This window comes from Haloarcula sp. JP-L23, from assembly GCF_011602445.1.
Lineage (GTDB): Archaea > Halobacteriota > Halobacteria > Halobacteriales > Haloarculaceae > Haloarcula > Haloarcula pellucida.
The window spans coordinates 570,630-596,240 of the sequence record NZ_CP050014.1; the positions used below are offsets into that span (position 1 = coordinate 570,630).

General features: G+C 61.6%; 26 protein-coding genes, 1 tRNA gene and 1 pseudogene. 21 read left to right on the plus strand and 7 right to left on the minus strand.

The window, feature by feature from the left end; genetic code table 11:
* Positions 1-3: 3 nt before the first annotated feature.
* Positions 4-2,400, minus strand: coding sequence for a methyl-accepting chemotaxis protein (locus tag G9465_RS02745; RefSeq protein ID WP_166967325.1), 2,397 nt, complete (start codon positions 2,398-2,400; stop codon positions 4-6).
* A gap of 116 nt (positions 2,401-2,516) precedes the next feature.
* Positions 2,517-3,245: a class I SAM-dependent methyltransferase gene (locus G9465_RS02750; RefSeq protein ID WP_166967327.1), complete on the minus strand. Its 729-nt coding sequence runs from the start codon at positions 3,243-3,245 to the stop codon at positions 2,517-2,519.
* A gap of 127 nt (positions 3,246-3,372) precedes the next feature.
* Here G9465_RS02750 and G9465_RS02755 point away from each other — a divergent pair, with 127 nt between their 5' ends.
* Together G9465_RS02755 and G9465_RS25375 are read left to right on the plus strand one after the other, a co-directional pair.
* Entirely contained in the window at positions 3,373-3,747 is a 375-nt protein-coding gene (locus G9465_RS02755; RefSeq protein WP_166967329.1) for a YccF domain-containing protein, read from the plus strand.
* A gap of 40 nt (positions 3,748-3,787) precedes the next feature.
* Positions 3,788-4,108 carry a zinc ribbon domain-containing protein gene (locus tag G9465_RS25375; RefSeq protein WP_193571728.1) on the plus strand — a complete coding sequence of 107 codons (321 nt, stop codon included), beginning with the start codon at positions 3,788-3,790 and terminating at the stop codon, positions 4,106-4,108.
* Positions 4,109-4,186: 78 nt separating this feature from the next.
* On the opposite strand, the gene G9465_RS02765 is transcribed toward G9465_RS25375, so the two are convergent.
* From G9465_RS02765 to G9465_RS02775, 3 genes are all read right to left on the minus strand, one after another.
* Positions 4,187-5,032 (minus strand): DUF1109 domain-containing protein, encoded by an 846-nt coding sequence (locus G9465_RS02765; RefSeq protein WP_166972861.1) that lies wholly within the window; start codon positions 5,030-5,032, stop codon positions 4,187-4,189.
* A 99-nt stretch (positions 5,033-5,131) separates the two neighbouring features.
* On the minus strand, positions 5,132-6,001 hold the full coding sequence (locus tag G9465_RS25380; protein ID WP_193571729.1) for a hypothetical protein: 870 nt from the start codon (positions 5,999-6,001) through the stop codon (positions 5,132-5,134).
* 225 nt (positions 6,002-6,226) lie between these two features.
* On the minus strand, positions 6,227-7,255 hold the full coding sequence (locus tag G9465_RS02775; RefSeq protein WP_166967331.1) for a radical SAM protein: 1,029 nt from the start codon (positions 7,253-7,255) through the stop codon (positions 6,227-6,229).
* 131 nt (positions 7,256-7,386) lie between these two features.
* Between G9465_RS02775 and G9465_RS02780 the strand changes: the two genes are divergently transcribed.
* The 16 genes from G9465_RS02780 to G9465_RS02855 all read left to right on the plus strand — a co-directional run bounded on the left by G9465_RS02780 (position 7,387) and on the right by G9465_RS02855 (position 20,983).
* Entirely contained in the window at positions 7,387-8,709 is a 1,323-nt protein-coding gene (locus G9465_RS02780) for an MFS transporter (RefSeq protein ID WP_166967333.1), read from the plus strand.
* A gap of 37 nt (positions 8,710-8,746) precedes the next feature.
* The gene (locus G9465_RS02785; RefSeq protein WP_166967335.1) at positions 8,747-9,247 is read left to right on the plus strand and encodes a phosphate-starvation-inducible PsiE family protein; all 501 of its coding nucleotides are present in this window, start codon (positions 8,747-8,749) and stop codon (positions 9,245-9,247) included.
* Positions 9,248-9,293: 46 nt separating this feature from the next.
* Positions 9,294-10,394: a DUF373 family protein gene (locus tag G9465_RS02790; RefSeq protein WP_166967337.1), complete on the plus strand. Its 1,101-nt coding sequence runs from the start codon at positions 9,294-9,296 to the stop codon at positions 10,392-10,394.
* On the plus strand, positions 10,394-10,690 hold the full coding sequence (locus G9465_RS02795; RefSeq protein ID WP_166967339.1) for a hypothetical protein: 297 nt from the start codon (positions 10,394-10,396) through the stop codon (positions 10,688-10,690). The genes G9465_RS02790 and G9465_RS02795 overlap by 1 nt, the downstream gene beginning before the upstream one ends.
* 40 nt (positions 10,691-10,730) lie before the next feature.
* Positions 10,731-10,805 (plus strand) — tRNA-Arg (locus G9465_RS02800).
* Positions 10,806-10,988: 183 nt separating this feature from the next.
* Positions 10,989-11,249, plus strand: a complete 261-nt coding sequence (locus G9465_RS26375; RefSeq protein WP_227015767.1) for an HNH endonuclease — start codon at positions 10,989-10,991, stop codon at positions 11,247-11,249.
* Between the two features lie 631 nt (positions 11,250-11,880).
* Positions 11,881-14,022 carry a hypothetical protein gene (locus G9465_RS02810; RefSeq protein ID WP_166967342.1) on the plus strand — a complete coding sequence of 714 codons (2,142 nt, stop codon included), beginning with the start codon at positions 11,881-11,883 and terminating at the stop codon, positions 14,020-14,022.
* A 125-nt stretch (positions 14,023-14,147) separates the two neighbouring features.
* Positions 14,148-14,495 (plus strand): hypothetical protein, encoded by a 348-nt coding sequence (locus G9465_RS02815; protein WP_166967343.1) that lies wholly within the window; start codon positions 14,148-14,150, stop codon positions 14,493-14,495.
* Positions 14,492-14,890: a hypothetical protein gene (locus tag G9465_RS02820; protein ID WP_166967344.1), complete on the plus strand. Its 399-nt coding sequence runs from the start codon at positions 14,492-14,494 to the stop codon at positions 14,888-14,890. Before G9465_RS02815 ends, G9465_RS02820 begins: the two co-directional genes overlap by 4 nt.
* Positions 14,891-14,944: 54 nt before the next feature.
* The gene (locus tag G9465_RS02825) at positions 14,945-16,708 is read left to right on the plus strand and encodes a hypothetical protein (RefSeq protein WP_166967345.1); all 1,764 of its coding nucleotides are present in this window, start codon (positions 14,945-14,947) and stop codon (positions 16,706-16,708) included.
* Complete coding sequence (locus G9465_RS02830; protein ID WP_166967346.1) at positions 16,708-16,902, plus strand: hypothetical protein; 195 nt, start codon at positions 16,708-16,710, stop codon at positions 16,900-16,902. Before G9465_RS02825 ends, G9465_RS02830 begins: the two co-directional genes overlap by 1 nt.
* A 19-nt stretch (positions 16,903-16,921) precedes the next feature.
* Complete coding sequence (locus G9465_RS02835; protein ID WP_166967347.1) at positions 16,922-17,476, plus strand: hypothetical protein; 555 nt, start codon at positions 16,922-16,924, stop codon at positions 17,474-17,476.
* Complete coding sequence (locus G9465_RS02840) at positions 17,473-18,300, plus strand: hypothetical protein (protein WP_166967349.1); 828 nt, start codon at positions 17,473-17,475, stop codon at positions 18,298-18,300. The genes G9465_RS02835 and G9465_RS02840 overlap by 4 nt, the downstream gene beginning before the upstream one ends.
* An 81-nt stretch (positions 18,301-18,381) precedes the next feature.
* The gene (locus G9465_RS02845) at positions 18,382-19,380 is read left to right on the plus strand and encodes a hypothetical protein (protein ID WP_166967351.1); all 999 of its coding nucleotides are present in this window, start codon (positions 18,382-18,384) and stop codon (positions 19,378-19,380) included.
* Positions 19,381-19,560: 180 nt separating this feature from the next.
* Positions 19,561-20,403 (plus strand): DUF4747 family protein, encoded by an 843-nt coding sequence (locus G9465_RS02850; protein ID WP_166967353.1) that lies wholly within the window; start codon positions 19,561-19,563, stop codon positions 20,401-20,403.
* Positions 20,404-20,485: 82 nt separating this feature from the next.
* Positions 20,486-20,983 carry a hypothetical protein gene (locus G9465_RS02855; RefSeq protein ID WP_166967355.1) on the plus strand — a complete coding sequence of 166 codons (498 nt, stop codon included), beginning with the start codon at positions 20,486-20,488 and terminating at the stop codon, positions 20,981-20,983.
* A gap of 296 nt (positions 20,984-21,279) precedes the next feature.
* On the opposite strand, the gene G9465_RS02860 is transcribed toward G9465_RS02855, so the two are convergent.
* Complete coding sequence (locus tag G9465_RS02860; protein ID WP_166967357.1) at positions 21,280-22,287, minus strand: hypothetical protein; 1,008 nt, start codon at positions 22,285-22,287, stop codon at positions 21,280-21,282.
* Positions 22,288-22,351: 64 nt separating this feature from the next.
* Complete coding sequence (locus G9465_RS02865) at positions 22,352-22,567, minus strand: hypothetical protein (protein ID WP_166967358.1); 216 nt, start codon at positions 22,565-22,567, stop codon at positions 22,352-22,354.
* Between the two features lie 181 nt (positions 22,568-22,748).
* Between G9465_RS02865 and G9465_RS02870 the strand changes: the two genes are divergently transcribed.
* The 3 genes and pseudogenes from G9465_RS02870 to G9465_RS26010 all read left to right on the plus strand — a co-directional run.
* Complete coding sequence (locus G9465_RS02870; protein WP_166972863.1) at positions 22,749-23,756, plus strand: site-specific integrase; 1,008 nt, start codon at positions 22,749-22,751, stop codon at positions 23,754-23,756.
* Between the two features lie 130 nt (positions 23,757-23,886).
* Positions 23,887-25,449, plus strand: coding sequence for an alpha/beta fold hydrolase (locus tag G9465_RS02875; RefSeq protein WP_166967360.1), 1,563 nt, complete (start codon positions 23,887-23,889; stop codon positions 25,447-25,449).
* 44 nt (positions 25,450-25,493) lie between these two features.
* Positions 25,494-25,577: pseudogene (locus G9465_RS26010) on the plus strand (beta-eliminating lyase-related protein); the annotation flags it as partial.
* Positions 25,578-25,611: the final 34 nt, after the last annotated feature.

Sequence of the window (25,611 nt, forward strand, 5' to 3'; positions counted from 1 at the left end):
GTCTCACTCCCCGGCCCCGTCGCTGGCGAGGGGGAGATTCCGGGAGTCGTCGTCGGTACCGAGATGCGGTTCGTCCGCCGCCGCCTCGGCGTCCTCGGGGACCGTCGCTGCGACGGTCGGGTCGAACACGTCCGTCTCGCCGACGCTGTCCACGTCGAACGTCGCGAGTAGGTCTCGGAGTTCGCTCGCCCGTTCAGAGAGGTGAGTCACGTCGGCCTCGACGTCTCCGACGGCATCGACCTGTTCGCCCGTCGCGTCGGCGACGGTCGCGGCCTCCTCGGCGGTCCGGTCGCTGATGTCGCCGACCGTCTCGACCATCGCCACGACTTCCTGTGCGGACTCGGCCTGTTCGCCGGTCGCACGGTCTATCTCACGCATCCCGCTGGTGGCGGCCTCGACGTCGTCGACGATGCCGTCGAACGCGACCAGCGCGTCTTCGACCGTCTCGGTTCCGGTGTCGACTTTCGACTGGGTCGCGTGAATCTCTTCGACGGTCCGCTCGACCTGTCCGCGCATGCGCTGGATGGACGACTCGATGTCGGCCGTCGCGTCGACGGTACGGTCGGCAAGCGTCTTGACCTCGTCGGCGACGACGGCGAACCCGTCGCCGTCGACGTCGGTCCGCGCCGCCTCGATGTTGGCGTTGAGCGCGAGCATCGTCGTCTGGTCGGCGATGTCGGCGATGAGGTCGGTGACGGTCTCGACGTCGGTCATCAGCGACTCCAGTTCCTCGACCTCCGCGACGGCCCGGTCGGTGGATGTTGCTATCTCCTCGAGGGCGTCGGCCGCGCCGGTGGCGGCGGCCCGACCGTCTCGACTCCGGTCGAGTGCGTCGTCGGCGCGTTCCCGGACCGAGTCCGCGGCGGCGGACATCTCCTCGACGGTGGCCGAGAGGTCGTCCAGTTCCTCCCAGACGGTCTGGAGTTCGTCGGACTGCCGTTCGGCGCCGTCGGCCATCTCGACGACGGCCTCGCGCACGTCGTCGCTGTGGTCGCGGACGGCGGCGACGTTCTCGGAGACGTCCGCGCTCGCAGACTCCACCGCGTCGCTGAAGGCGCGTACTTCCCGAATCGTCGCCTCCCACTCGTCCATGACGTCGTTGTAGGCGGTCGCAATCGCCCGCATCGCGTCGTTCTCGGCGTCGGTCGGCATCCGCTGGCTCAGGTCGCCCTCGGCACAGGCGTCCATCACCGCACCGTAGGCCGCGGCGTGCGCTTCGAGTTGCTCGTTTAGTTCGACCGCCCGCTCCCGGGTCCTATCGGCCTCTTCCCGGGCGGATTCGGCCCGTTCTTTCGCGGCCTCGGCCTCGGAAATCTGCTCGCGCAGGGAGTCGCGCATCTCGCCGAACGCGCCGTACAACTGGCCGATTTCGTCCCGCCGGTCGGAGTCCAGCGAGACGTCGAGGTCACCACGTTTCATCGCCGTGGCTTTCTCGGTGAGTTCGCTCAGAGCGCTCGCTGACCGCTTGCTGACGACGAGGGTGACGCCGCCCAGGACGAGGAGCGCGGAGAACAGCGTCAACAGGAGGCTCGACCCGATCTGGTTGCGCAGGCCGTACGCGCTGGCGGCCGGCACCTGCGTCACGACGGTCCAGTCCAGCGTCGAGAGCGCCGCGTACCCGGCGACGGTGTCCCCGTCCCGGACGAACCCGCTCGCGTTCGCACCCGTGCCGGTGACGGCGGCGCTATCTGTCGTGAGTGCCGTCCCCAGCACGGTCCGCCCCTCGGCGTCGACGACGGCCGTCTCGCCGCCGGACGTCCCCTGATAGAACCTGTCCGCACGCGCCGCCAGATTCGCCTCGACGACGACGACGTGTTCGGTGTTCTGTGGCGCGGAACTGACAAACGCGAGGACGGTGTCGTTGGTCACCGACGACTCGTAGGGCTGTTCCGGGACGAGGACGGTGCCCGATTGGTCCGTCCGACTGTCGATGGGGGCCATGTTCTCGCCCCACGGGACGCCCAACTCGCCGAGCGTCTTCCCGCTGAGGCCGTGGGCGGTGCTGGCCTCGATTGTCCCGTCGGAGGCCTGTACGTAGTGGACAGCGACGAAGGCGTCGGTCAGGTCCGTGGCCTCAAGGAGGAGGTAGTCCTTGATGACCTCGGGTTGTCCGTTCTGGAACTCACGTACGGACGAGAGGGTACGTGTCTGTCGGCGGAACCCGTTCACCCAGCTATCGAGGCCGTCGGCCTGTAACTCGGCCGTCGATACGACGCGGGACTCGACGCGCTGGTCGAGGGTCTGTGTGGCGTCGGCGTACAGGAACGCGCCGATACCACCAGCGACCAGCATAGCCACCAGCAGGGCGGCGGCGAACTTTCGGACGAACTGTCTTCTGACGAGGTCTGGAACCAGCCGCGACGACCTGATGGCTTCCAGACGTGTATCTCGACTGGCCATCCGTGTGGTCGTCCCGAGGAACCACACAAAAAGCTATAAGATATATAGAGTACTTGATGAAATGTATTCTTGGTTTTATTTCCGTCACAAATATCAGAAACTGTAATGGTGTCAACTCACGCCGACCGGAGCTTCGCCACGTAGTGCGGTCCCTGCTGTTCGACGTCGACGACGGTCCACGGCGTGTCGTCGACCAGTTCGCGCATCGTATCGGGGGCGACGTGGAGGTAATCGTGCCACTCGCCGACATAGCGACGGTAGCGGGTGCGGATGCGGACCCGACCCGGGAGCCGACCGTTCTCGCGGTTGCGCTCGTGGTAGTCCAGATGGACCTGCTCGTCGGTCATCGTCGGGTCCATGCTCGATGCGACGAGCGCGGCGTCGCTCGTCGTCGCGTCGGCCAGCGCACCGAGTATCTCGGGCGCTCGCTCTGCGCGCTGGACCAAACCGAAGTTGTTGCCGAGCATGACCGCCGAGTCGAACTGCTCGTCGAGGCTCGCTGCGTCGGCCACGTCACACCGTCGCGCGTCCGTGACGCCCCGGTCGCGGGCCACCGACAGCGCCCCCGGTGAGCGGTCGATACCGGTCACGTCGTGGCCCCGCTCTTGCAGCGCCAGGGCGTGACGGCCGGGACCACACCCGACGTCGAGGACGTGCCCCTCGGCCCACTCCACGGCAGTGTGGTCGAGGTCGCCCCACTCGTCGGGCGTGGTGAAGTACACTTCCGGGCCGCCGGGGAGGTTCAGAAACCCGTCGTCGCGCTCGACCACTTCGAACGCCTCGCCGTGTTCGTGGTAGTCCCGACACATCGCACCGAACGCGTCGGACTCTGGGAGGACTGCCATGATTCCCGGCTCACTCGGCCCGTAGAAAAGCGTTGCTCAGGGGTGTGAGAGCGTCCCGTGCCGTCGCGAATTCTGTCCTCAGTGCTCGGACAGGAAGCTTATGTCCCGCGGCGGGCTAGTGCCGGCTATGAGTGACCAACGCTCCCTGCTGGTGCGAGCGGTGTGGTTCGTGCTGGTCGGGTGGTGGCTGACCGGCGTGTGGCTCTCGATAGCGTGGCTGCTCAACGTCACGATAATCGGCATCCCGCTTGGCATCAAGATGATAAACAGGGTGCCGCTGGTACTCTCGCTGAAACGGCGGGAGACGCTGGTCGAGGAGAGCGACGGCGGCAGCCAGCACTCCCTGCTCGTGCGGGCGGTGTGGTTCCTGCTGGTCGGGTGGTGGGCCAGCGGCATCTGGACGGGCGTCGCCTACACGCTGACGCTGACCATCGTGGGCATCCCGCTCGCCGTCTGGATGTACAACCAACTCCCCTACGTCGTCTCGCTGTACAACTACTGAGCGCCGAAGGCTTCTCGTCGCTCCAGATCCATGTGGGTGTATGGCAATCGGCCAGCTAGAGCTGGCGCTCCGGGTGGTCTCGGGGCTGTTCGTCATCCTCGCCCCGACGGTGATGTTCCTAGCCCTGTGGCGCGGGCTGGAGGCGATGCGGGACGACGAACTCATCGAACGCGCACAGCAGCGCGCCGAGGCGATGGAACAGTCGGGGTCGGAGTGGGGTTTCGACGACGCCGCCGTCACAGCGACGGTGACGGGTGGCGACCCGGTGCCCGTGGACACGGTCGCCTGTCCCAGTTGCGGGAGGGAGAACCGAGCGGGCGTGACCTACTGCCGGCAGTGTCTTTGCGAACTCGACGACTGATACGGGTCGTCGTAACTGGGCATCGGGACGACCGCGTCTCGGCACGCGGTCGTGCTGACTCACGATAGTCCGTCTGACTCAGTCCCGCCGCAGGTCTTCCTCGCCGACGTTCACGACGAGCGTCGGCGACGAGCGGTCGACGGTACAGTCGCTCCCTCGCTCGATGGTGTAGGTCGTCGACTCGGTCTGGTTCACGTCGACCGGGATGTCGGCCTCGACGCTGAACTGCCGCGTGACCCCGCCCGCGATGGTGTCGTCGCGGTTGTAGTCGCTGCCCTGATACGATACCCACACGTCTCGACGCGGCACGTCCTCGACGCCGGCCAGACACCCCTGTAGCCGCGGAAGCGACATCGCCCGGGTGAACACGAACTCGTTGGTGACGGTCATCGTCCCGATGCGCTCTCGGGTCTCGACGTAGCGGGCCTCCGGGTGGGCCGGCGGCGTGTCGACGGTGACCGACTGATTCGTCTGTAACTCGTAGGTGACGCCGCCGCCGACGGCGTCGACGCCCACGAGGACGGTACTCACGAGAACCAGTGCGACCACGACGCCGGCGGCGGTCCGGACCGGGAGCCCCAGCTCTCCCTCTCGGAGCGCGTATCCGAGCGCGACGAACAGGGCCGCCGAGAGCGCGAGCAACAGGAAGACCCCGGTCTCGCCGGGGTCGTACCGCAGGGCGACGTAGCCCACGAAGACGACGTACGAGAGCCCCGAGAGGGCAAACGCCACGACGTCGAGGACGTCGCGCTGGACGGTGACGCCGGCGACGAAGAAGGCGACGAACGCAGCGAACAGCAGGGCGGCTTTCACCGTAATCGAGAGGCCGAACACCACGTCTCGGACGAAGTACACGAACGCCGCTGCGGCGAACACTACGCCGAGCGCGTACAGCAGCTTCCCGCTGTCGATGTCGAAGTTCATGGAGGGCAACAGGTAGACACACTCGACTCACCGATATGAATCTTGTTCGGAGTCGATAACCGCCTCCCTGTCCGGACGTCGGCGCCGCTTACACGCAGTTCACTCCTCGCCGACGACGACCCGGCCGGGTTCGGCCATGTACGGGTGGCCGTACCCGCAATAGACCGTACACGCGAAGCCGAACGACCCGGTCGTGTCGACGACGAAGCCCAACTCCGCGGGCACCGTCGAGTGGTGCCAGAGGTACGTCGTCGGGGCGAGCGTCCCGCCGAACGCCGGCCCCCAACACCCGCCGGGTCCCATCGGCCCCTGTCCACCGCCCGGGCCTTGCCCACCACCGGGACCGTATCCGCCACCCGGTCCTCGGCCACCACCGGGGCCGTGTGGCCCGTGATGGCCGCCCCACGGACCGTCGCCGGGGCCGTACGGACCGCCACCCGGGCCATGTGGCGGTTCTCCCTGTCCCCGCCCGCTGGGCTGGAGGAACGCGTCACCGACGAGCGCGAGGCTGTGGTCGGGATACGCCGCTTCGGCGGCCTCGTGCAGCGCGTCGAGTGAGGTCCCTCGCGGGATGGGGATGTTCTGTTCATTCCGCCGGGCGCGGTCCTCGGCCCCCGGGATACCCGCTCGGACTGCCTGCGGCAGGCGTTCGATGGCGCTGTCGGCTTCGACGTTGAACAGCGTCAGGCGGAGTTCGTCGCCGGGCGACAGCGTTAGCCGGTCCCGCTCCGTGCCGTCGGCGTCCAGCAGGAAGTATCCCCAGTGGTACGACCCGACGAAGGCCCGGACCGTCTCGCCGGTGCGTTCCTGCTGCGCGCCGTCCGTACTGGTCGCCGTCCCCTGTCGATTCACCGGTTGCGCGGTGCCCTCCTGACCGGCCGGTAGCAAGCCGGAACAGCCGGCGAGCGACGTGCCAACCGCGAGCGCTACCATCTCCCGGCGCGTAACCGCTGGATACTGGTTACTCATACCGCCCCGGTCGACCGGCCCCCCGATTGCTATACGCTCCATTCACTACTCGGTCGGTTACCCGCTCGGGGCGCCGTGCTGTCCGGGCGCCTCTCGCTTCGTCAGAAGACCGCGACCCGACCGGGCGTCGTCGCCGACGCCGATAGCCCCTCGACCACGCTGGGCGGAAACGGCCGGGTGACTCACTGCGTTCGTCACCAGTGAAACGGTCCGGTCGTCGTCCGCTCAGTCGTCTGCAGTGGCTCGTTCGCCGCTCGACCCGCCCGACAGCGGCGTCCGCTCGACGACCGTCCCGTCGTAGGTCGGGTACTGCTCGACGAGTTCGCCCTTCGGGACGTCGCCCTCCTCGACCATCTCTTCTAAGAGCCACCACGCCAGTTCGACGTGTTCGGACTTGACGGCGTAGAACTCCTCGGGGACGCCCAGTTCCTCCAGTCGGGCCTCGCTGACCCACGCCTTCCCGTAGACGAGGGTGCCGTCCTCGGTGACGTCGTCGAACTCACGGCGGATGTTGCGGGCCATCCGCTTGAGCCGGGAGCGGTGCTGGGCGGCGTCCTTGAAGACGCTCGTACAGAAGTACACCTTCTCGTGGTCGCCCATCGTTTCGAGGATGTCGTGGCTCCCCTCGACGGCGCTCATGTGGTCCTCTTTGAGTTCGAAGCCCTCCTCCTGCATCCGGCGGTAGTTCCCGTCGGACATCTCGAACTCGTTGATGTTACAGAAGTCGGCGGCGCCCTCGTCGAGGAATTCGAGGAACTCCTCTTCGGCGCGGATGCCCGGAATCTCGAAGGCCGGCGTCAGCCCCTCCTCGCGGGCGACGTAGAGTATCTCCTCCCACTCGGTGCCGTGGAGGTCGCCCCACAGTTCCAGCGGCGGGTGGAAACGAATCTCGTCTAAGCCCGCTTCGGCCAGCCGGCGCATGTTCTCGCGGCCGCCCGTGATGCCGGTGTAGAGGTGCGTGTGGTGGTCCTCGCCGAACTCGTCTTTCAGCAGTTCCAGATAGTGACAGGTCCGGTCGAGTGCTTCCTGCGGTTCGCCACCCGTGATGGAGGTGCCCAGTGCGCTCATGCGCTTTGCCTCCTCGATGACGTCTTCGTCGTCCTCGACGGGACGCTCGTTGGCGTACATCTGGGTGACGTTCTTGCGGTTCTCCCCGAGGGGACAGTAGAAGCAGTCTCGCTGGTCGCAGTAGCCGTAGACGAACAGCACCATCTTCCCGCCTTTGGCGCACTGCTCGCAGCCCTCGGAGATCATCGTGTACGGCTAGAACCGCGTCCAGCGGGAAAAAGCGTGCGCATCGTCGTCGGCGTGGTGTGGGTCGGCATGGGCCGGCTGGCGTCGACACCGCCCCCGGGCTTATCCCCTCGCCCGACCCACTCCCTGCCATGTCCGACGCCGGCCGCCGCCGCGGCCTCGCAATCGTCTTCGCCGTCGTCTTCCTCGATCTGTTGGGCTTTGGCATCGTCATCCCTATCCTCCCCTTTTACACCCGGTCGTTCCCCGGCGGCACCGAGTTCGTCATCGGCCTGCTGGCGGCCTCCTACTCGGCGATGCAGTTCGGGTTCGCGCCGTTGCTCGGGTCGCTCTCGGACCGCGTCGGCCGGCGTCCCATCCTCGTCCTCTCGCTGTGTGGCTCCGTGCTGGCGTGGACGGTGTTCGGGTTGGCGAACGCGCTGTGGCTGCTCTTTGCCTCGCGGATGCTCGCCGGCGCGATGGGCGGGAACATCTCGACGGCACAGGCCTACGTCGCGGACGTGACGCCGCCGGAGCGCCGGGCCGCCGCGCTCGGGTTCATCGGCGCCGCGTTCGGCCTCGGGTTCATCTTCGGGCCGGGTATCGGCGCCGTCCTCTCTTTCGACGCCACCGTCGCCGCCGTCGACGCAACCCTCCCGGCAGCGATCCCTATCAACCGCTTCTCCCTGCCCAGTTTTGCCGCCGCGTTCGCTAGTCTCTGTGGCGTCGTCGTCGCCCTCCTGTTCCTCCCGGAGTCGCGGACGCCGAACGCCGCCGACGGACAGCCAGACCGCACCTCCTCGCTCGCCCAACTGCGCGCCGCCGTGGCCACGCCGGGCCTGCGGGAACTGCTGAGCGCGTTCTTCCTCGTCTCCTTTGCCTTCTCCGGGGTCCAGATAATGTTCATCCCCTACGTCGCCGATATCTACGGCTACACGGCGGCCCAGAGCGCTCTCTTGCTGACCTACATCGGCCTGCTCGCCGTCGTGACGCAGGGCGTCCTCGTCGGCCGACTCACGGCTCGATACAGCCCGATCACCCTCTCGCTGGCCGGGACGGGACTGCTCGTCGTCAGCGTGGGGGCGCTCCCCTTCTCTCGGTCGCTCGGCGTCGTCTTCCCGGACCTTACCGCGCTGGCCCCGTTTCTCACCGCCGAACTGCTCGGTCTACTGGCCGTCCTGACGCTGTTGCCCGTCGGCAACGGCATCCTCTCGGTGACGCTGACGGCGCTGGTCTCACAGCGGGCCAGCGCGGACGTACAGGGCAGCGCCTTCGGCGTCACGCAGGGCGCGGGCAGCCTCGCACGCACCGTCGGCCCGCCGGTGATGGGCGGCCTCTATGCCGCCGTCGGCTTCTGGTCGCCGTTCGTCGTCGGTAGCCTCCTCTTACTCCCGGTGGGGATACTCGTGGCCAGACTCGGCACGCCGGAGGAGTCACCCGAACCACGGCCCGCAGACCCCGGTCACGTCAGATAGGGAGGAGTTTGATGTAACTCGAGGCATAGTTTCTCGCATGGACGAGGACGGCGACGACCCGGTCGGTGGCTCACTCACGCCGGCGGACACGCTCGACGAACGGGTGCTGGCCCGCAGCGAGGACCTGATGCGCTACGTCGAGGTGGTCGCGGCACTCGTCCTCGTCGTCCTCTTTGCCATCGGCGTCTTCGACCTCGGTCTCCAGATCGTCCAACGCGCGCTCAGCGGCGACATCACGGACCCGCTGGTCGTCGTCGGATTCATCGACACGGCGCTCTTGCTGTTCATCATCGTCGAGGTGTACCAGACTGTCGTCGCGTACACACAGGAGAGCGAGACTCGGCGTATCGTCCGGCTGGTCATCTACACCGGCGTCATCGCGATGGTCCGGAAAGCGATCATCTTCCGAACCGGCGAGTACGCCAGCGAGCGGTCCGCGTTGTTCGCGGCGGCGGCGTACACCCTCATCATCCTCGGACTGGCGGCACTGCTCGTCGTCGAGCGACGCACTCGCGAGGCGGCCACAGACGCCGTCTAACCACAGGCCCGAAGACAGATAAACGCGGCTGGCGTACCCTCTCACGATGCTGCTGGTGTTGTGTGTGGACTTAGACGACGACCTCGGCCGCAAGACGGACGTCGAGACGCCGGTCGTCGGGCGGGACAACGTCGTCGACGCCGCCGTCGCCCTCGCGCAGGCCGACCCCGAAGACTCTGACGTGAACGTCCTCTTCGAGGGGGTCCACATCGCGGACGGTATCGACGACGAACCCGTCGAGGTAGCCGCGGTGACCGGCGTCGACGCCGGCGACGTGGCCGCCAACCGCGCCGTCGGCGAGGAGGTCGACACCGTCCTCGCGTCGCTGGCCGCCAGCGAAGACGTCCGTGCCCTCGTCGTCACCGACGGCGCACAGGACGAGTCCGTCGTCCCCGTCATCCGTTCACGCATCCGCATCGACGGGGTCCGCCGCGTCGTCGTCCGGCAGGCCCAAGACCTCGAATCGATGTACTACACCATCAAGCAGGTGCTTGACGACCCGGAGACCCGGGGCACGATTCTGGTACCGCTTGGCATCCTGTTGCTCATCTATCCGCTGACGATTGCCGTCGACTCGCTTGGCCTTCCCGGGTCCGCACTCGGCATCATCTCCGGATTGCTGGGCCTGTACGTCCTCGCCCGCGGACTGGGCGCCGAGCGACTGCTCGACGAGGCCGTCGACCGCGCAACCTCCGGGTTCTACGCCGGCCGAATAACCATCATCACCTACGTCGTCGCCGCCGCGCTGCTGACCATCGGCGGCGTCAGCGGCGTCAACACGCTCGAATCCCAACCCGACCCGCTCTCGCCGGTCGAGGTACTGGCCGCGCTGGTCAACGGTGCCGTCCGGTGGTTCGCCGCCGCCGGCATCACCTCCAGTCTCGGTCGCGTCACCGACGAGTACCTCCACGACTCGTTCAAGTGGCGCTACCTCAACGCACCCTTCTACGTGCTTGCCATCGGCGCGGTCCTCCACGGCCTGAGCGCCTTCTTCCTCGGGATTCAGGACCTCGAATACCTCGCCGTCGTCCTCACCGGCGGCACCTTGCTGGGACTGGCGAGCACGCTCGCCTTCGCCGTCGCGGAGTCCCGACTCGAAACGGCCGAGCGGCACAACCAAGGCCCCGGCGGCCCATCCTCCGAGTGATGTACGTCTCCCGCGCCGTCGAGAGTATCCGTGCTGACCCCATCGAGGGGGAGTCGGTCGCACTGGCGCTGACGACGACCGACGACGCCGACCCCGAGACCGTCGCCGCCGCCGTCGAGGACCGCGGCGGCACGGTCGAACGCCACCTCCAGTTCGACGACCTCGCGGTGTCGGTCCCTCACGACCGCGTCGACGCTATCTGTGACATCGACGGCCTCGCCGCCGTCGAGACGACCGACGCCATCGCCATCACGACTACCGAGGCCACCGACGAGGACGTGGAGTTCGACGGCTAATCCACACGGCTTTTGAGACTCGCCTACTACCTCCGGGTGAGGGCACGTAGCTCAGTCCGGATAGAGCGTCGGACTTCTAATCCGACGGTCGTGGGTTCGAATCCCACCGTGCCCGTACCAAAACCGGCTGTTTAGTGCTTCTACGTGGAAGTTACGATTCCCGCCGAGTTACTGCGTCTCCGTCCCGTTCTGAATCTGAATCTCAGACTGGGATTTCGGAGTTCGTTCATCACCTGAACGGCCCCCGCCGTCGGCTGTCGGTTTTCGTTGTTCCATCTGAACTGAGGGGGTGGTCGGCGTGATCTTCCGGCCGCGTGTCGAGTTCGATCTCGACCACTATCCTCGGGTTCGCGTTTGGGACCCCAACGCCGGACACGACCGCTACCTGTACCTCCACCGGCTCACGGCCTACGCGCACGGCGAGATTGACGACCTTTGGTCAGACCTCCACATTCACCACGTCGACGAAGATCGCTGGAACAACCAGCCGGGCAACCTCGAAGCTCGACCTCCTGAAGAACATTCCAACTATCACCTGAACGGGGGTGTCCCCTCGTGACGGACACTCCTTCGCCTGAGAACTGGCCGTATCCTCGAGATGAATTCATCCGTGCGTCTCGACTCCTGGAGGCGACCGACGAGGATGTTCGTCGAGCCATCGAGCGCGTCGAGGATGGTGACCGACGATGACGGGCGACCTCCCTGCTCGTCCTCAGTGTCGATGGTGCGATAACAGCGCTTCCGAACTCGCCCCTACTCCCTGCGCTCGCTGTTCGGTCGCTCTCGAACGTCTCAACGAACCCGGCGTAACTTCGGTCTCGAAAGAAGGGCAGGTGATTCGATGACGGACTGGCCGAGTTACCGTCACTACGACTGCGATAACTGCGGCGAGATCTGCATCAATCACTCTGAGACTGACCGTGCGCAGTCCGACCTCTGTCAAGACTGCTTCCGTGACACAATCTTAGAGGAAGTTGAGCAGTACCTCCTCGACCAGCAGGCTTCTCCATCCAACACAAGCGAGCGAGTGGAGGGAGCGACCCCCTCACATGGGGGTCCGACTGACCGAGAGAGCGCACGGGACGACCGTAGGGAGGACCCATCCCAACGCGAAAGCCCGGCCGAAGGCCCGGAACGTGGGTCCGGTGCGGTGCGGTCGTTGGTGAACGCTGCTTCTTCTTCTGAGTTCGATGAGTAAGGGGCACTCTGAGGCGTGCGGCTCTCGGCAAACCAATCAGAATAAGTGTGAAACAGACACCTCAAGCCCTGATACACCGACTGACGAATCTGATGATCTGGATCTCCCTTCGGCCGATGATGTTCTCTGGTCTTTCATCGAAGAATGCCCCGACCTCGTTGACGTGCCCGTCGCCTTTGAGGAAGGGACCCCTGTTCGAGAAGATTATACTGAGTGTGTAACTGAATCATGGGATTCGGACGTTCTCTATTACTGTGGTCGGTGTGAATCCTCCTTCTCCCCTTCTTCTCAGAACCCGTCTGAACACGTTTCTGAAGCCCATTCTGACCTTATTGATAGACTCTCGCTATCTCCTGCTGATGCTGCTGATTCCTGGGTCGCTCGCAAATCCGTTCGTGGTGAGAGAGTCTCGGAAGTTGAGGGTATTTCGTGGGTTGAAGCAGTCGCAAATCTGCTTGAATCGCACGAACAGACCCGCAAGACTACAATTAACCTCCAATACGGTTGGCCCCGTGATCCCGAATATACGAAATTCAGTTTCTCGGCTTCTGACCGCTGGTCGCCCGACTATCAACGCGAATTTTATGCTCAGTGTCAGGGCTGGCTTCGAGAACTCACCGGTGGTGAACGTCCCTCCGGAGGTGAAACTGCCGCTACGTTCGATAACCCGTCTGTCGCCTTTCTGACTCGCTCGGCTTCTTCCGTTCCTGACGATACCCGTGTCGGCCCTGTTGATCATGCCAATCGGGTCCGCAATCCGTGGCGAGAGGTCTATCAGAAACTCCGGTACGTCCTCGATAAGCTCGGCTTCGATAACGATGAGTGGCAGTTTTGGCGTGTTTTAGAGCCTCACCCCGGTACTGGTCAAAATCAGTGCTACGCTCACGAACATGCGATTATCGTCGTAGACGGGCAAATCGCTCAGTCCGACTTTGCACCCGTTATGGAAACCCATGTATCCGCAACCGAGGGTGCCGGACTCGACGCGCATACGAATACGCCGTGTGCCGAACACGCTGATTCCGCTTCAAACCCCTGGGACGCGGCTGAGGGTGCCTGTGACGACTGCGATACCCCTGTTTCCGTCCGTGATCCCGAGTCCGTTGAAAACCTCGCTGCATACGTAGCCGATTACGCCTCTATTGATCCGCTCGACCTATTCGAACGATCTCCTTCGTATATCGCTTGGGCAGCTGCGATGACTGCCGGAAATATACGGACTGTCTCTCGATCTGACTCGGCTCGATGGGCTGCTATCGCTGACCGGTGTAGACAACGCCACGAGTCACCACATTCTGATCTTGAAGGTGAACATGGCGACCGGCTTACTGTCTCGGATAAAGGGACTAACACCGTTGAGTGTGCTGAGTGTGGCTCTCCTCATGGTATCGACCAGTCCCGTACGCTCACGGACCACCGTCTAAACCCCCCTTCCGGTGAAAGTCATGAAATCCTCTCTGACGGTGGTTCCACCGAACTATGGACTGATTGGGTCGACGCATGGCGTGCCTGTGAACCGACTACAGTAGACCGTCAGTGCAATCACCCTGATGGCTCGAATAAGTGTCCTCTCTGTGCAGAGTACCAAGGTGCAGTAGATGCGACTGTCCCGATTCCTGACGACGCATACGTTCCTGAGAACGCGTTTGAAAACGAGGCTGTCGAATATATCGAACGGATTGAACAGAAGGTGCAGCGTCATCCGAACGTTGGTGTTGCTGGTTTGTTAGGAATGCTTCAGTCGGATCTGCCTGAGAACCATGCCGAAGCCCTCGTACGCGGGTTTTTGGCTGGCTTTGAGCGTCCCGATCTTGATGACCCCGAACACCAACCCGACTGGCTCAACCAAGAGCGCGTTCCCGAGTGGCGCGTTCACTCAATCGAGATAGACGGTGAGCTTCGCTCTGCCAGTCCTGGCAATGGCGTTCAAATGACCGAGGTCTTTACTGATACTGAAAGTTGGGACGATACTGAGTATCATGTTGACTCTCAAAGTGGTTTCCAGAACCCTCGTCTCAACGATGATTGTCAATCCTGTGAATCGGGACACTATCAATATGAGAAACAACTTTCTGATGAGTGCTTATCTCTCTTCGAATGTGATTCCTGTAGCGACTCTATCCGCGTTCAATGACGAACTTTTGGAAATGTGATTTCCTGCCGGTTCCGTGCCTCTACTGCTTTTCACATATAAAGATTCACTCTGTCTCTCCTGCTGTCTACTTTATACTAGATATATCTTGAATATTGGTATGTAGTATGTCAACCGACAGTAGCGGAACGCCGGAAGTAACGTTCGACGACCTCGACGAACCCGAAGAAGTCGACAGCAACTCCGAGTGGATCAACCCAGATGCTGGTGAACAGTTCGGTGGGCAGATCACCGATATTCGCCTTGACGCGCAGGATCACGGCGTTGTCGAAATCGACGGGCGGCCGTACAGTCTCAACTGGTCCCAGCGGCAGCAGCTACTGAACGAGTTGGTCGTCGGCTCGCTGATGGCCGTCAAGACCTCCGAAGAGACTGACTCGTTCACGAACGACGACGGCGAAGAGATCGAGTACCATCCGAAGGCAGTCCGGTTCAAGCGGGGTGACGCTGAGTGAGCTACCAGAGTAAGGCCAGCGGGATGATGAACGACTACCTGAATGTTCGCAAGGTCCCAATGGTCCTTTCGGGAGCGTTCCTCGCGGCGTCCCTCTACCAGTTCGGAGGTATCGGGACTATCACGCTGGAGTGGCTGTCGTATACGCTCACGGCCGATCACGCCATTATGGTGTCCCTCGGTGCGTGGATCGTCGCCTTCGCCAGTTCCGAGACCAAACAGTTCCAGTACTACGACGGTTTGGAGAAGGTTGCTATCGCACTCGGGCCGCTCGTCATTCTCGGTGACTACTTCACCGTCGAAGTGACGGACCTCCTCCTGCAGATCGGTGACCCGCTCGGGATGCAGATCGCGTTCTTCGTGACCGTCGTCAGCTGGGGAGCGGCGGTCAAGTAATTCATGTATCACAGAACAACCCGCCTTGCGTCCGTTTTTATCGCTGTCTTAGTGGTGGTTGCGGCGGTTCCCTACACCTCTGGTACTGCCACCGCAGCGGCGAACACGGAGACGTACGAGTTCAACGGCGAACCGTATATGGTCGTGATCAACACGACCGAGATGTCCGGTACTGTCACCGTTGAATGGCACACCGAAGGAACTCCCGGCTCTGGCAGTACTGTCCTCGCTCGAACGGACGTTGACACGACCTCGACGGACGGCGTCGCTCTCTACGCTGGTGCTGCTTACGACTCAGTGAACGCTACTGTCACCGGCAACGGTACCGCTACGACCGAGGAGTACGGCGGTCGGCTCGTTACGCCTGACCGATACACCGTCATCGGTGGCACTGGTGGTGACGCCGATCTCAAATGCGATCTCGGCGAACGGATCGGCAAAGCGGTCGACAGTGGGTTCACCCAACTCGACTGTGAGGCCCAGCCCAGTAACGGAAACATTGCCTACAGCGAGCTCGAAGCCCAGCAGACCAAACAACACCTCTACGAGAGTGGTCTTAACCAGCGTGCAGCCCACGAAAACTACTTCACGGTGATGGATAACTACCTGCAAGACACCGAAACGCAGGCACTCATCATCGGCAAAAACGCCTACATCCGGGCGTTGAACAACGGCAGCAGCGAGGCTGCTGCTCGGAGTGCTGCCCACAGCGCTGTCAACGATTACTACTCGGTCAAACAGACGAATCTCATCGTCCAGTGGGAATCCTCGATCAAGCACTACGAGTACCTCCAAAGTGTCGCGTCGTCTGAAACGGGTATCACACAGGACGATCAGAGTACCGGCAGTACCGATCGCTTCGTCCGAATGGAGCAGTTGGAATCTGGCGGGAGCTTCTGGGCCTATCAGGACTACGGCGGTGAGACCAACGCCACCCTGCTGAACGGGACTGACGTAGCGTACGATAGCTACCGTGCTCTCTGGAAGAACTCCGACGGGAGTACCTACGGCAGTGGGCAGGTCGGTGTGAACACCGGTCTCGTCGACAATCCTGAGAGTGGCGTTGCTGACGAAGGTGGACGCTTGAAGATGAATGCCACCAGCAGCGGCTCCGAGTATGTCTATCTCGACCCTGTCGACTTCAACACCCGATGGACGAACATCCAGAGTCAGGCCCAATCGGTGAACGACCAACTCGACACGGTCGTCAACAACACCTACGATGCCTACACGGCTGGTGAGATCGACAACTCGGACCTACAAGATCCGTACGTCCTGCAATCACAGTACAACCCCGGCGACGAGTATCAGGGATGGGCTGCTGCTCAACTGACGATGTTGGGTCAGAATAGCCCCGACGCGATGGAACAGATCGGATACATGAACGTCACGACCGGGTCCGAAACCTACACTGGCGTTCTGATGTCCCAGTCGAACCCGTCAAGCGGGCAGTTCGAGGTCAACCAGACCTACGACGCCGCCAACATCTCCGGGCAACAGTACATCGTCACTGACAGTCAGATGCACGAGTTGACCGGGACGTTCACGCTCGACGCGATTCAGACCCACAGCGGCGAACGCCGGACGAACATCACCATCTACGAGAAGCAGTACAGCACCGCGAACGTCACGGAGATGACACAGCTATACGACGATCTCGCTAAGACGGTCGCCGAATTGGAAACCCGGCAGCAGAACCTCGGTACGTCTGGTGGTGGTGTACTGTTCGGTGGCTCCAGTTCGACTCTACTCTTGGTCGTGGTGATCGTTGCTGGTGTCGCCTTCTACGCTCAACGAGACGACCGGAGGCGATACTGATGGTCTGGTGGCTGCTCCTCTCACTCGTACCCCGCGACCCCCGACTGTACCTGTTCGGCGGCGTCCTCGTCGCCTTGCAGCTGTCGGGCGTCGACGTGTTGGGACCAGCCATCGACCTCCTGTCGGCGAGCGTCCTCGACCCTACGATCAGTTGGATAGAATCCCAGTTCGTCGATTCGTGGACGTTCTGGTGAACTGACCGACTTCCTTCATATGAAATCGCACATCGTCATCATCCTCGTCCTGAGTAGCATCGCCTTCGCTGGTGTCGCCAGCGCACAGCAAGCGACCTCGACGCCGACCGCGACACCCTCGAACTCGACAGTCTCGGCGCCGTCCGGCGCACCGGACGCAGAACTCGTCGTTGACTCCGACGTAGTGGTCACGTCGTACCGCTACGAGGACGGCGAGATGATCATCAAGTTCTGGTCCTCGGAGTTCAAGTCGATCAGTGTCGCGCCACGGGCTGATAGCTCTGAGAGTGGAACCGTCACCGCTCGCGCGTTCGTCCTCGACGAGGACACAATCACGACGGTTCGCATCGCGTCCCCTGGTGGCGTCTCCTTCTGGACTGCGGAGTCCATGGAGCAGAACAACCAGTGGCACTATCTGCGCAAGCCCAGCACGTTCCTGATCACTGGGCCGTGGTCCGGTGCGGACGTTCGTGACGCCGGTCTCGGCGGCGCTCTCGGCGTCATGGTCGCCGTCCTCTACGAAGCCGTCTCCGCTAAAATCGGTGCCTCCCAGCGAGGTGAGCGACTGGCATGACCGACGAGAACCCCGACCTCGACCGGGAGGAGATGCAGCACAACGCTGACCCTGGACCGGACCGGTCACGGACCTACCGGGCGTTCCGATGGCTCTCCGAACATCTGCTGGCTATCGGTGCCGGTGTCGGTATCGTCCTGTTCGTGATTGCGTCGGTCCTCGGGTACGATCTTCCCCGAAACCTCCGTATCATCGGACTGACCGGACTTATCACGGTCATCCTCGTCGGGCGACCCACCGCGAAGAAAGTTCGGTCGCTACTGTGGGACCCGAATTACATCTGGCTCGTCGACATTGACGCTCGACGCACGAAAGGCGGTATCTTCCGGATGCCCGGCCAGCGGTTCCGAGAGTGGTCCGTCGAGGACGGGCAACTCGACTGGGTAAGTCCAAATCTCGCGTTCGGCAAGCGCGTCGATCTCGCCGAGCAGACCGTCGAAGGCTGCTGGCGTGGGACCCTCACCGACCGTGAGCTACTGCGGACCCTCCAGGCCGTCGAGGAGTGTCGCGGCCAGCTGGAGGACGACGCGAAACGTGGCTTCGCCATCGAGACGCAGGCGTTCGCTATCATCCGCAACGCCACTCGGAAAGCCGTTCTCCGTGTCGTCTCGACGTTCGAGCGCAACACCCTTCCAGACGAAGGTGAGGGGTTGACCGACGAGATTGACAACGCCATCGAACAGTTTGGACTCGAACGGAAGATTCGTCGCTCGGAGGAGGACGAGTCGCCCGCGTCCGACGTTCCCGGTGTTCGCATCGACCTCGACGAAGACCTTGCTGACCTCGCCGGTGCTGGTGAGGGAGGTGTTCCAGCGGATGACTGAATCCGTTGAACTCTTCGGTGCCGCCTTGGTCGGTGTCTCGTCTCTCGCTGCGTGGCTCCAGCTATGGAGGGCTGGTTACCTATGAACGGCGACGTAGACGAACACCTCTTGACTGCGGCGAAGCTCTACGAGCAGGTGCGCGGGGACCTCGACGGTGACAAACGGCTCCTTCCGCACACCGGTATCGTCGAGGACGCACAGGACCGCGCGGCGCTGTCGTTCGTCGAGACTGCGATGCAGGAAACCGACCGGCCACCGGTAGGTAGTTCCACGTTCGAAGGTACCGACCTCGGCTCGGTGATCTCCCAGAAGGTCCTGACCGACACGGCGACCGAAGCCGTCGCCACTGGGAACGGCTCGGTCATGTCGCACGTGGTCGGTGTCACGGAACAGGATCTCGACGCTTCGGCGCTGCGGCTCCCGATGATGCTCCTGAACGAGATTGAGAACAACGGCGCTCCGGCGTTCATCACGGCCGCTGGCAACCCGAACACGGGCAAGACCAACACGGCCATCCTCCTGATCACGCTGCGGGCGCTCGACCTCGACAACCTCCTGGTCCTCTCGAACGTTCGGACGTGGGACGCGACGGATATTGTCGTCACCTCGGCGCACGACCTCGCGGTGCAGCTGCTCGAACACCGCGACCGACCGAAGGCTATCCTGATCGACGAAGGGTCGACGCACTTCGATGCCCGGACCAACCGCCGGGAAGTGGCCGAACAGTACACGCCGCTGGCGAAGCGCTACGCGAAGCTCGGTGTCGACCTGGAGGCCGTCGTTGTCCACACCGGAAAGGACCTTCATCCCGAGCGTAAGCGCCTCAATACCCTGGCGTTCTACAAGGCTGCGAAGAAGACCGCCGAATTCTTCGAGACGTGGCCAGCTGACGCTGATGCTCCGACTGACCGGCTGTTTGGTGGCAGCCTCGAAGAGATTGAGAAGGCTGTCGGGTATGATCCTGACGACGCTGCGCCGTGGGCGTGGAATCTTCGTGCAGGGCTATTCGAGAAAGATGTCGACTGGCCGGCGCTACTCGATCTCCTCCAAGAGCGCGGGCCTGCTGAAACTGACCGCTGAGTAGGCTGCGTTCGATACTCTGGTTAGGCTGGTCACTGGTCGAAGCGGTCGAACTCGATTTTAAAATAATCAAGTATCGAGACGGGCTATTTGTTAGAGTAATAAAACATCAATTTGAAGCTCTTGGCTCGGATACTGTCGAAATCATTTTATAAGGGCATTGTTAAATTGTGTTGGTATATGGCTGGTACAAAATTCTATTACGCGACCTATGAAATAACAGGCACTCCAGGTATGCAAGATCTCCAACGCGACTGGTCGCAAGATGATCTTGCTTTTAATCAGTTTGATGAATTCTTTGATCGTAAAGAAGCAGTAGTCGAAACAGATGATGGAGGTTGGTATTTCGGTCGTGTTGATCCAGAAATGCATAGATTCTATGGTAAGTTTGGTCGCGTATACTCAGATGAACCATTGATATATGATGAAGAAGAGGGCGATTTTGTTCAGCTAGGATCCAAAACAACCGAAGCAGACTATTCCGTATTCTTACTTGATACAGAATTAGAACTAATAGTTTATACTTCTACATACCGAGTAAGGAATAAGAACTTTATTAAATATTTTAAAAAGGGGTTTGACAAACATAGCAGTGGTAGTTTAGAAATTGAGATTACGCCCGTAACAAATGACAAGGAGCTTCAGCAAGTCATCAGTGAATATCCGATTTATGAAATTGAAGCAGAGCTCCACCCTTCTAATCCAGGACCAGACCCCGCATGGGAAGATCTTGACGAGTCAATGAGAAATATGCTGGTCAATAAGCTTGGAATAGACGCAGAACGATTTGAAGAGGAAGGTATCAACATGGAAGAAGGCTTCATATCACAGGTGGCAGAAATGGCTGAGACAAAATATGGGGATACATGGAAAGTAGTCTATGTTGATGAAAGGGAAGAATTGCAGGTTATTACCGATGGAGAAGACCCCGTAACTCAGACAACAGAAGACGATATTGATACGGTGGGCGGAGTCAAAGCTCGCAAGGATGAGTTGATTAGTAAAGTAATGACATTCCTCTAAGATGACAAACAAGGGGACCGTAGGTCGACTACAAACATATGGACTTATAGAGATTGTACGGTCATGGAGTTTTTGGGTCCCCTTGGTAGTTGTCTTCCTCAGCTATATCCTTGATTTTTGGATGTTAACTAACCAAGATGTACTATTTATTACTAAAACAGGAAGGTCAGTTGCTCTAGCTCTTGCCGGACTTGTATTGACAGGACTTGTTATTCTTATTTCACTGTCTGGTGAACGTTTTTTATCTTTTCTTCAAAAGAACGACTCTTATGATAAATTATTTTTCTTATTTGAATATAATATCGCAATTGCTCTTTTAACCGTGTTGATAAGCATGGCTATTGGAGTTTTTGGCATTACTAATTTAAGACTTCATGTATTCTTGTTCTTCCTCTTTCATCTCATTCTGAATTTTGCTCGGCTTATTTCAGGTATTATAACTTTCGGTGAAAAGAAAGGCGAGTTTGAAGCGATTGATGATCTGGATGGTGAACAATTGAGAGAAAATGCGGAAATCCCTAATCACCTGCTAAGAGATGAATTCAAAGAGGAAGAAGAATCAGAAGAAGAATCAGATTAAATATTGTCACTCTCTATTTCATCCACCCACCGACCCACCGACCCACCCACCGGTGGCCGATTTCACTTTCACTTTCACTACGCGGACAAGGCTCTGACTTTTATACCCACGCTGGTTTACTTTAGATTCCATGCCGCTTGATGATTGGATACGTTGCCCTGCTGGGTGTGACGCCAGCATCAACGCTGTGACCCTTCCGAATAGTCGGATTGGCTTCCAGTGCGTAGCCTGTGGCAGGAAGATCGAGTCGCCGGTCCAGCGCGTCGAGGACGAGTATCGAACCGTCGACGGCTAACTCACTCGCTCGCGATAAATTCCATCTCGTCGTGTGAATAGCTGTAGATCGACAGCTCTTCCTCTTCACATTGGTCCTTGAGGTTAGCCGGTGCTACCTCGTCTCCACGTGGTCCTTCGTAGACGACGCTCACCTCGTCACCGTCGACGTCGATCACGACTGCCGGATTCGGGTCGTCGTGAGACGACTTGATGACGTAGTCGCCGACCGTGAACGGGTTATCTGCGAATTTCAGATTCGCGTGCTTGTAGGTATAGAGACTCACGTCTTGGTCGTCACAGTACGAGGAGAACAGCGCCGGGTCGATGTCTCGCCAGTCTCCTGGTCCCTCGTCGAGCGAGCTGGGGAACGCGACTCGTACTCCTTCGCCGTCGAGCTCCTGTCCGTATAGTTCGATCTGCGTCTCCGGTGGTAGCACCTCGACGACGACGCCGACCGATGCCTCTTCTTCGCCTCGCTTCTCGACACGATCTCCTGGCTGGAACGGGTTCTCAGGTTTCTGGTTCATGTTCGCCGTGTTCGGCCCGAGGTCTCGAAGTTCGTTCATCGGGCGCGTCGCTAAGTGTTCGAGCTTGTCCGGAGAATTACCCGAGAACTGTTGCTCCGTCTCGACCTTCGATTTCAGCGTCTCGACTCGCTCCCATCCCAGCATGATCAGACTGTCCTCGTTGTCCCGGTGCCATACCATCACCAAAATGTCGTCATCTGAATCGTTCTCGACCAGCGTTTCTGGATGGAAAGCAGATACGTCACGTGAGGTTTTCACGTCGATCTCGTACCCGAAGACCTCGAAATCGTGTCCGGAGAAACTCTCGGGGTTACATCGTCGAATCGCGTCCTCGTTCTTCCACTCCCACATTTCTGCAGGGAGATACTCTCGACAGAACTGCTCGAAAGCAATTTCGCCCAGGTTCCCAATCCGTTTGGCGTCGATGTTGTCCGCTCCCTGTTTGACGGCTTGGTGATTGGCACGCTTTCGGTCGATCTCGTCGGGCGTGAACTGATACACACCTCAGTTCGCTGTCTCTATCGATATGAATATTACTGCTAACTCACGCGAAAATAGGGCTCATTCACTCGTTCTCAATCGCTTCGCGGACGGCCTCGACGACGAACTCTCTCCGTTCCTCATCAGTCAGTTCGATTTCTGCCTCATCGAGTTCTTCGACGATACCCAGTTTCAGCTCTATCGCATCTCGGAGCCACGCACTCCGGTTATCGCCGTATGTTAGTCGACTGTCTACCCTCTCCAATAGTTCGTCATCTACGCTGAAACTGGGTCGTGCCATTGTGCTACTGTCGTACTTGTCGGTTTTAATTAGTGCTGGCGTACTACGATATGCATTTCATACTGTAGCAACATTTAAGTTCGGCCCGGCTACAGTAGCACAGTATGAAGGCAGTCATTGAATTGGGTGATTCCTTCCCGTGAACGACCTCGACCCGATCTCTCCGGTCGACGCCGTCGAGATGTTCATCGACGCGATGCGCGACGAACACGCAGAGTCGACACGCAAGGCTGAACGGCACCGGCTCCGCGCCTTCGTCCAGTTCTGCGATGAAGAGGGAATCGAGAACCTGAATGACCTCTCCGGTCGGGACCTGTTCCAGTACCGCATCTGGCGACGGGAAGGACAGGGCGACGGCCGAGAACCGATCAAACTGGTCACACTGAAGGGCCAGCTGGCGACACTCCGCCGGTTCCTCCGGTTCGCCTCGAACATCGACGCCGTACCGCCCGAACTGTACGAGCAGATCACGCTGCCGACGATGAAGAACGGCGAGGATGTGTCGGACTCGACGCTCTCGCCTGAGCGTACCGTCGAAATCCTCGACTACCTCGAACACGCACAACCGGGCACCCGTGACCACATCATTCTCCTGTTACTGTGGGAAACCGGCGCTCGAACCGGTGCGATTCGCGGCCTCGACCTCGACGATCTCGACCTTGACGGAACCCATCCTCGGTTCTCTGGTCCTGCGCTTCAGTTCGTCCACCGGCCGGATCAAGGGACGCCGCTGAAGAACCAGCAGAAAGGAACTCGGTGGAACCGGATCAGCGAGAAAACGGCTCGCTACATCGAGGACTACATCGAGTATCACCGGGACGACGTGACCGACGACTACGACCGGCGACCGCTGATCACGACTGAGTACGGCCGACCGGCAGGCAACACGTTCCGGACGACACTCTATCGAGTCACGCGCCCCTGCTGGCGCGGGGAAGAGTGTCCGCACGACCGCGACATCGACGAGTGCGAAGCAACGCATCTCGACAAAGCGAGTCAATGTCCTTCCTCCCGTTCGCCGCACGACGTTCGTAGTGGCCGGGTGACGTACTATCGTCGAGAAGACGTCCCTCGGCGCATCGTGAAGGACCGGCTCAACGCGAGCGAGGATATTCTGGATCGACACTACGACCGACGCTCCGACCGAGAACAGGCCGAACAGCGAAGCGACTTCCTTCCAGACCTATGAAACAAACTGTTACGAGTAATCGAGTCGCACAGACCCGAAAATTCCGCTCCCACCGTGCCCGTCGACCGTTTTCGTCGTCGCCCTTCCTCACACCTACGGCGCTGCGAGGAAGACTCCTCGCAAAAAGTCGATGAAACAGGATGGAATCGCCGACGGCGATTCCGGTGAACCGTGGCGCGGTGCGCCACGGACGCTCACAGCAAGCGTCGCCGTCGACACCGCCGCCCACCCCGTCCGGAGCGCGAACGACCGACACCGTTCCGGAGAGGTGACTGATTTATACTGCGCGTGTCACGAACGGGCCATGGTCGACGCGACCCGCCGCTCGGTCCTCCACGCGCTCTCCGCCACGCTCCCGGTCCTCGGTGGCTGCCAGACGGTCACCGAATCGGACGAGTCGACACCATCCGACCCGTCGCCGTCCACGTCGGCGTCGGATGCCGCCCGCATCGAGGTTCCCGACAGGCCGGTCCTGCAGGACGAGGTCGTCGCCCCTCGACTCTCGGGGTTCGACCCGGACACCGAGGTGACGGTGTGGGCCATCGCCCGGCAGGGGTCGACCGTCGAGTCCCATGCGACGGTCCGGACTGACGAGCGCGGGGTCGCGAACCTCGCGGATGCGACGCCGGTCGAGGGAACGTGGGACGGCGACGGCGAGATGGGGTTCGTCACGTCGATGCGACGAACCCGGAACCTCGACCGGGTCCACACGTTCGAGGATGTCTCGCTCGACACCGGCCGACCGCACGAGGAGCGGGTCGGTCTCGCGGCCGTGGTCGACGGCGAGTCCGTGGCGACGGCGACACTCCGGCGACGGACGATGGCCGACTCGGCCACCCGGACGCCGGTCGACCGGGACGGCCTCGTCGGGTGGCTGTACCGGCCCGACGACGGGGACCCGCGACCCGGCGTGGTCGTCCTCCACGGCGGGGGCGGGCGGCCGCTCCACCCCGTCGGCGGGATGCTGGCCTCGCGCGGGTTTGCGGCGCTCGTGGTGCAGTACTTCGGCGACCCCGACCCCATACCCGACCGGCAGGTCGAGGTCCCGCTGGGGTACGTCGGCGACGCCGTCGACTGGTTCGCGGGTCACGGGGCCGTCGCCGGGGAGCGCGTCGGCCTCGTCGGGTGGTCGCTGGGCGGGCAACTGGCCCTGCTCGCGGGGACGCGATTCGACCGGGTGGGGGCCGTCGCCAGTTACGCCGCGTCGACCGTCGTCTCGCTGTTCGACACCTTCGGCGGGTCGCCGTGGACCGAGGACGGTGAGCCGCTCCCGTACGTCTCGGTGCCGACCGATGCGTTCGAGCGTACGCAGGACGGCGTCGCCACCAGACCGGCGTTCGAGGCGGGGGTCGAACGAGCGAATCCGGACCGACTCGCCCGGGCGACGATACCGGTCGAGGAGATAGGCGGGCCCGTCCTACTGGTCTCGGGAGGCGACGACAGAGTGGTGCCGGCCGGGTCACAGGCCGACCGCGCCGTCGACCGGTTCGAGGCCAACGGCCGGCGAGACGACGTGACCCACTGCCACTACCCGGACGCGGGCCACCGGATAGCTATCCCGTACGGGCCGGCGGGGCCGCGGCGACGGGGAGACCGCCGGGTCTTCGGTGGCACCGTCGAGGGCATCGCCCGCGCCGACGCGGACTCGTGGCCGCGGCTTCGCTCGTTCTTCGCGGGGGCGCTGGACCGATAGGAACTGCCCCCGACCTTTTGAGGATACGATTGCTACGCAGGCGCATGATAGACCTCCGGAGCGACACCGTCACCCGGCCGAGCGACGCGATGCGTGAGACGGCCTACGATGCCGCCGTCGGCGACGACGATGTCGACGCGGCTCTCGCGGCCGTGGAACGGG

Excerpts from the sequence above, each read along its gene's own strand:
- G9465_RS02870 (WP_166972863.1), top strand. The coding sequence starts at position 22,749 with ATGTTCATCGACGCGATGCGCGACGAACACGCAGAGTCGACACGCAAG.
- G9465_RS02790 (WP_166967337.1), top strand. The coding sequence starts at position 9,294 with ATGCTGCTGGTGTTGTGTGTGGACTTAGACGACGACCTCGGCCGCAAG.
- G9465_RS02765 (WP_166972861.1), bottom strand. The coding sequence starts at position 5,032 with ATGAACTTCGACATCGACAGCGGGAAGCTGCTGTACGCGCTCGGCGTA.
- G9465_RS02785 (WP_166967335.1), top strand. The coding sequence starts at position 8,747 with ATGGACGAGGACGGCGACGACCCGGTCGGTGGCTCACTCACGCCGGCG.
- G9465_RS02865 (WP_166967358.1), bottom strand. The coding sequence starts at position 22,567 with ATGGCACGACCCAGTTTCAGCGTAGATGACGAACTATTGGAGAGGGTA.
- G9465_RS02780 (WP_166967333.1), top strand. The coding sequence starts at position 7,387 with ATGTCCGACGCCGGCCGCCGCCGCGGCCTCGCAATCGTCTTCGCCGTC.
- G9465_RS02815 (WP_166967343.1), top strand. The coding sequence starts at position 14,148 with ATGTCAACCGACAGTAGCGGAACGCCGGAAGTAACGTTCGACGACCTC.
- G9465_RS02845 (WP_166967351.1), top strand. The coding sequence starts at position 18,382 with ATGAACGGCGACGTAGACGAACACCTCTTGACTGCGGCGAAGCTCTAC.
- G9465_RS02850 (WP_166967353.1), top strand. The coding sequence starts at position 19,561 with ATGGCTGGTACAAAATTCTATTACGCGACCTATGAAATAACAGGCACT.
- G9465_RS02835 (WP_166967347.1), top strand. The coding sequence starts at position 16,922 with ATGAAATCGCACATCGTCATCATCCTCGTCCTGAGTAGCATCGCCTTC.
- G9465_RS25380 (WP_193571729.1), bottom strand. The coding sequence starts at position 6,001 with ATGAGTAACCAGTATCCAGCGGTTACGCGCCGGGAGATGGTAGCGCTC.
- G9465_RS02795 (WP_166967339.1), top strand. The coding sequence starts at position 10,394 with ATGTACGTCTCCCGCGCCGTCGAGAGTATCCGTGCTGACCCCATCGAG.
- G9465_RS02810 (WP_166967342.1), top strand. The coding sequence starts at position 11,881 with ATGAGTAAGGGGCACTCTGAGGCGTGCGGCTCTCGGCAAACCAATCAG.
- G9465_RS02830 (WP_166967346.1), top strand. The coding sequence starts at position 16,708 with ATGGTCTGGTGGCTGCTCCTCTCACTCGTACCCCGCGACCCCCGACTG.
- G9465_RS02755 (WP_166967329.1), top strand. The coding sequence starts at position 3,373 with ATGAGTGACCAACGCTCCCTGCTGGTGCGAGCGGTGTGGTTCGTGCTG.
- G9465_RS02840 (WP_166967349.1), top strand. The coding sequence starts at position 17,473 with ATGACCGACGAGAACCCCGACCTCGACCGGGAGGAGATGCAGCACAAC.
- G9465_RS02775 (WP_166967331.1), bottom strand. The coding sequence starts at position 7,255 with ATGATCTCCGAGGGCTGCGAGCAGTGCGCCAAAGGCGGGAAGATGGTG.
- G9465_RS25375 (WP_193571728.1), top strand. The coding sequence starts at position 3,788 with ATGGCAATCGGCCAGCTAGAGCTGGCGCTCCGGGTGGTCTCGGGGCTG.
- G9465_RS02750 (WP_166967327.1), bottom strand. The coding sequence starts at position 3,245 with ATGGCAGTCCTCCCAGAGTCCGACGCGTTCGGTGCGATGTGTCGGGAC.
- G9465_RS02875 (WP_166967360.1), top strand. The coding sequence starts at position 23,887 with ATGAAACAGGATGGAATCGCCGACGGCGATTCCGGTGAACCGTGGCGC.
- G9465_RS02745 (WP_166967325.1), bottom strand. The coding sequence starts at position 2,400 with ATGGCCAGTCGAGATACACGTCTGGAAGCCATCAGGTCGTCGCGGCTG.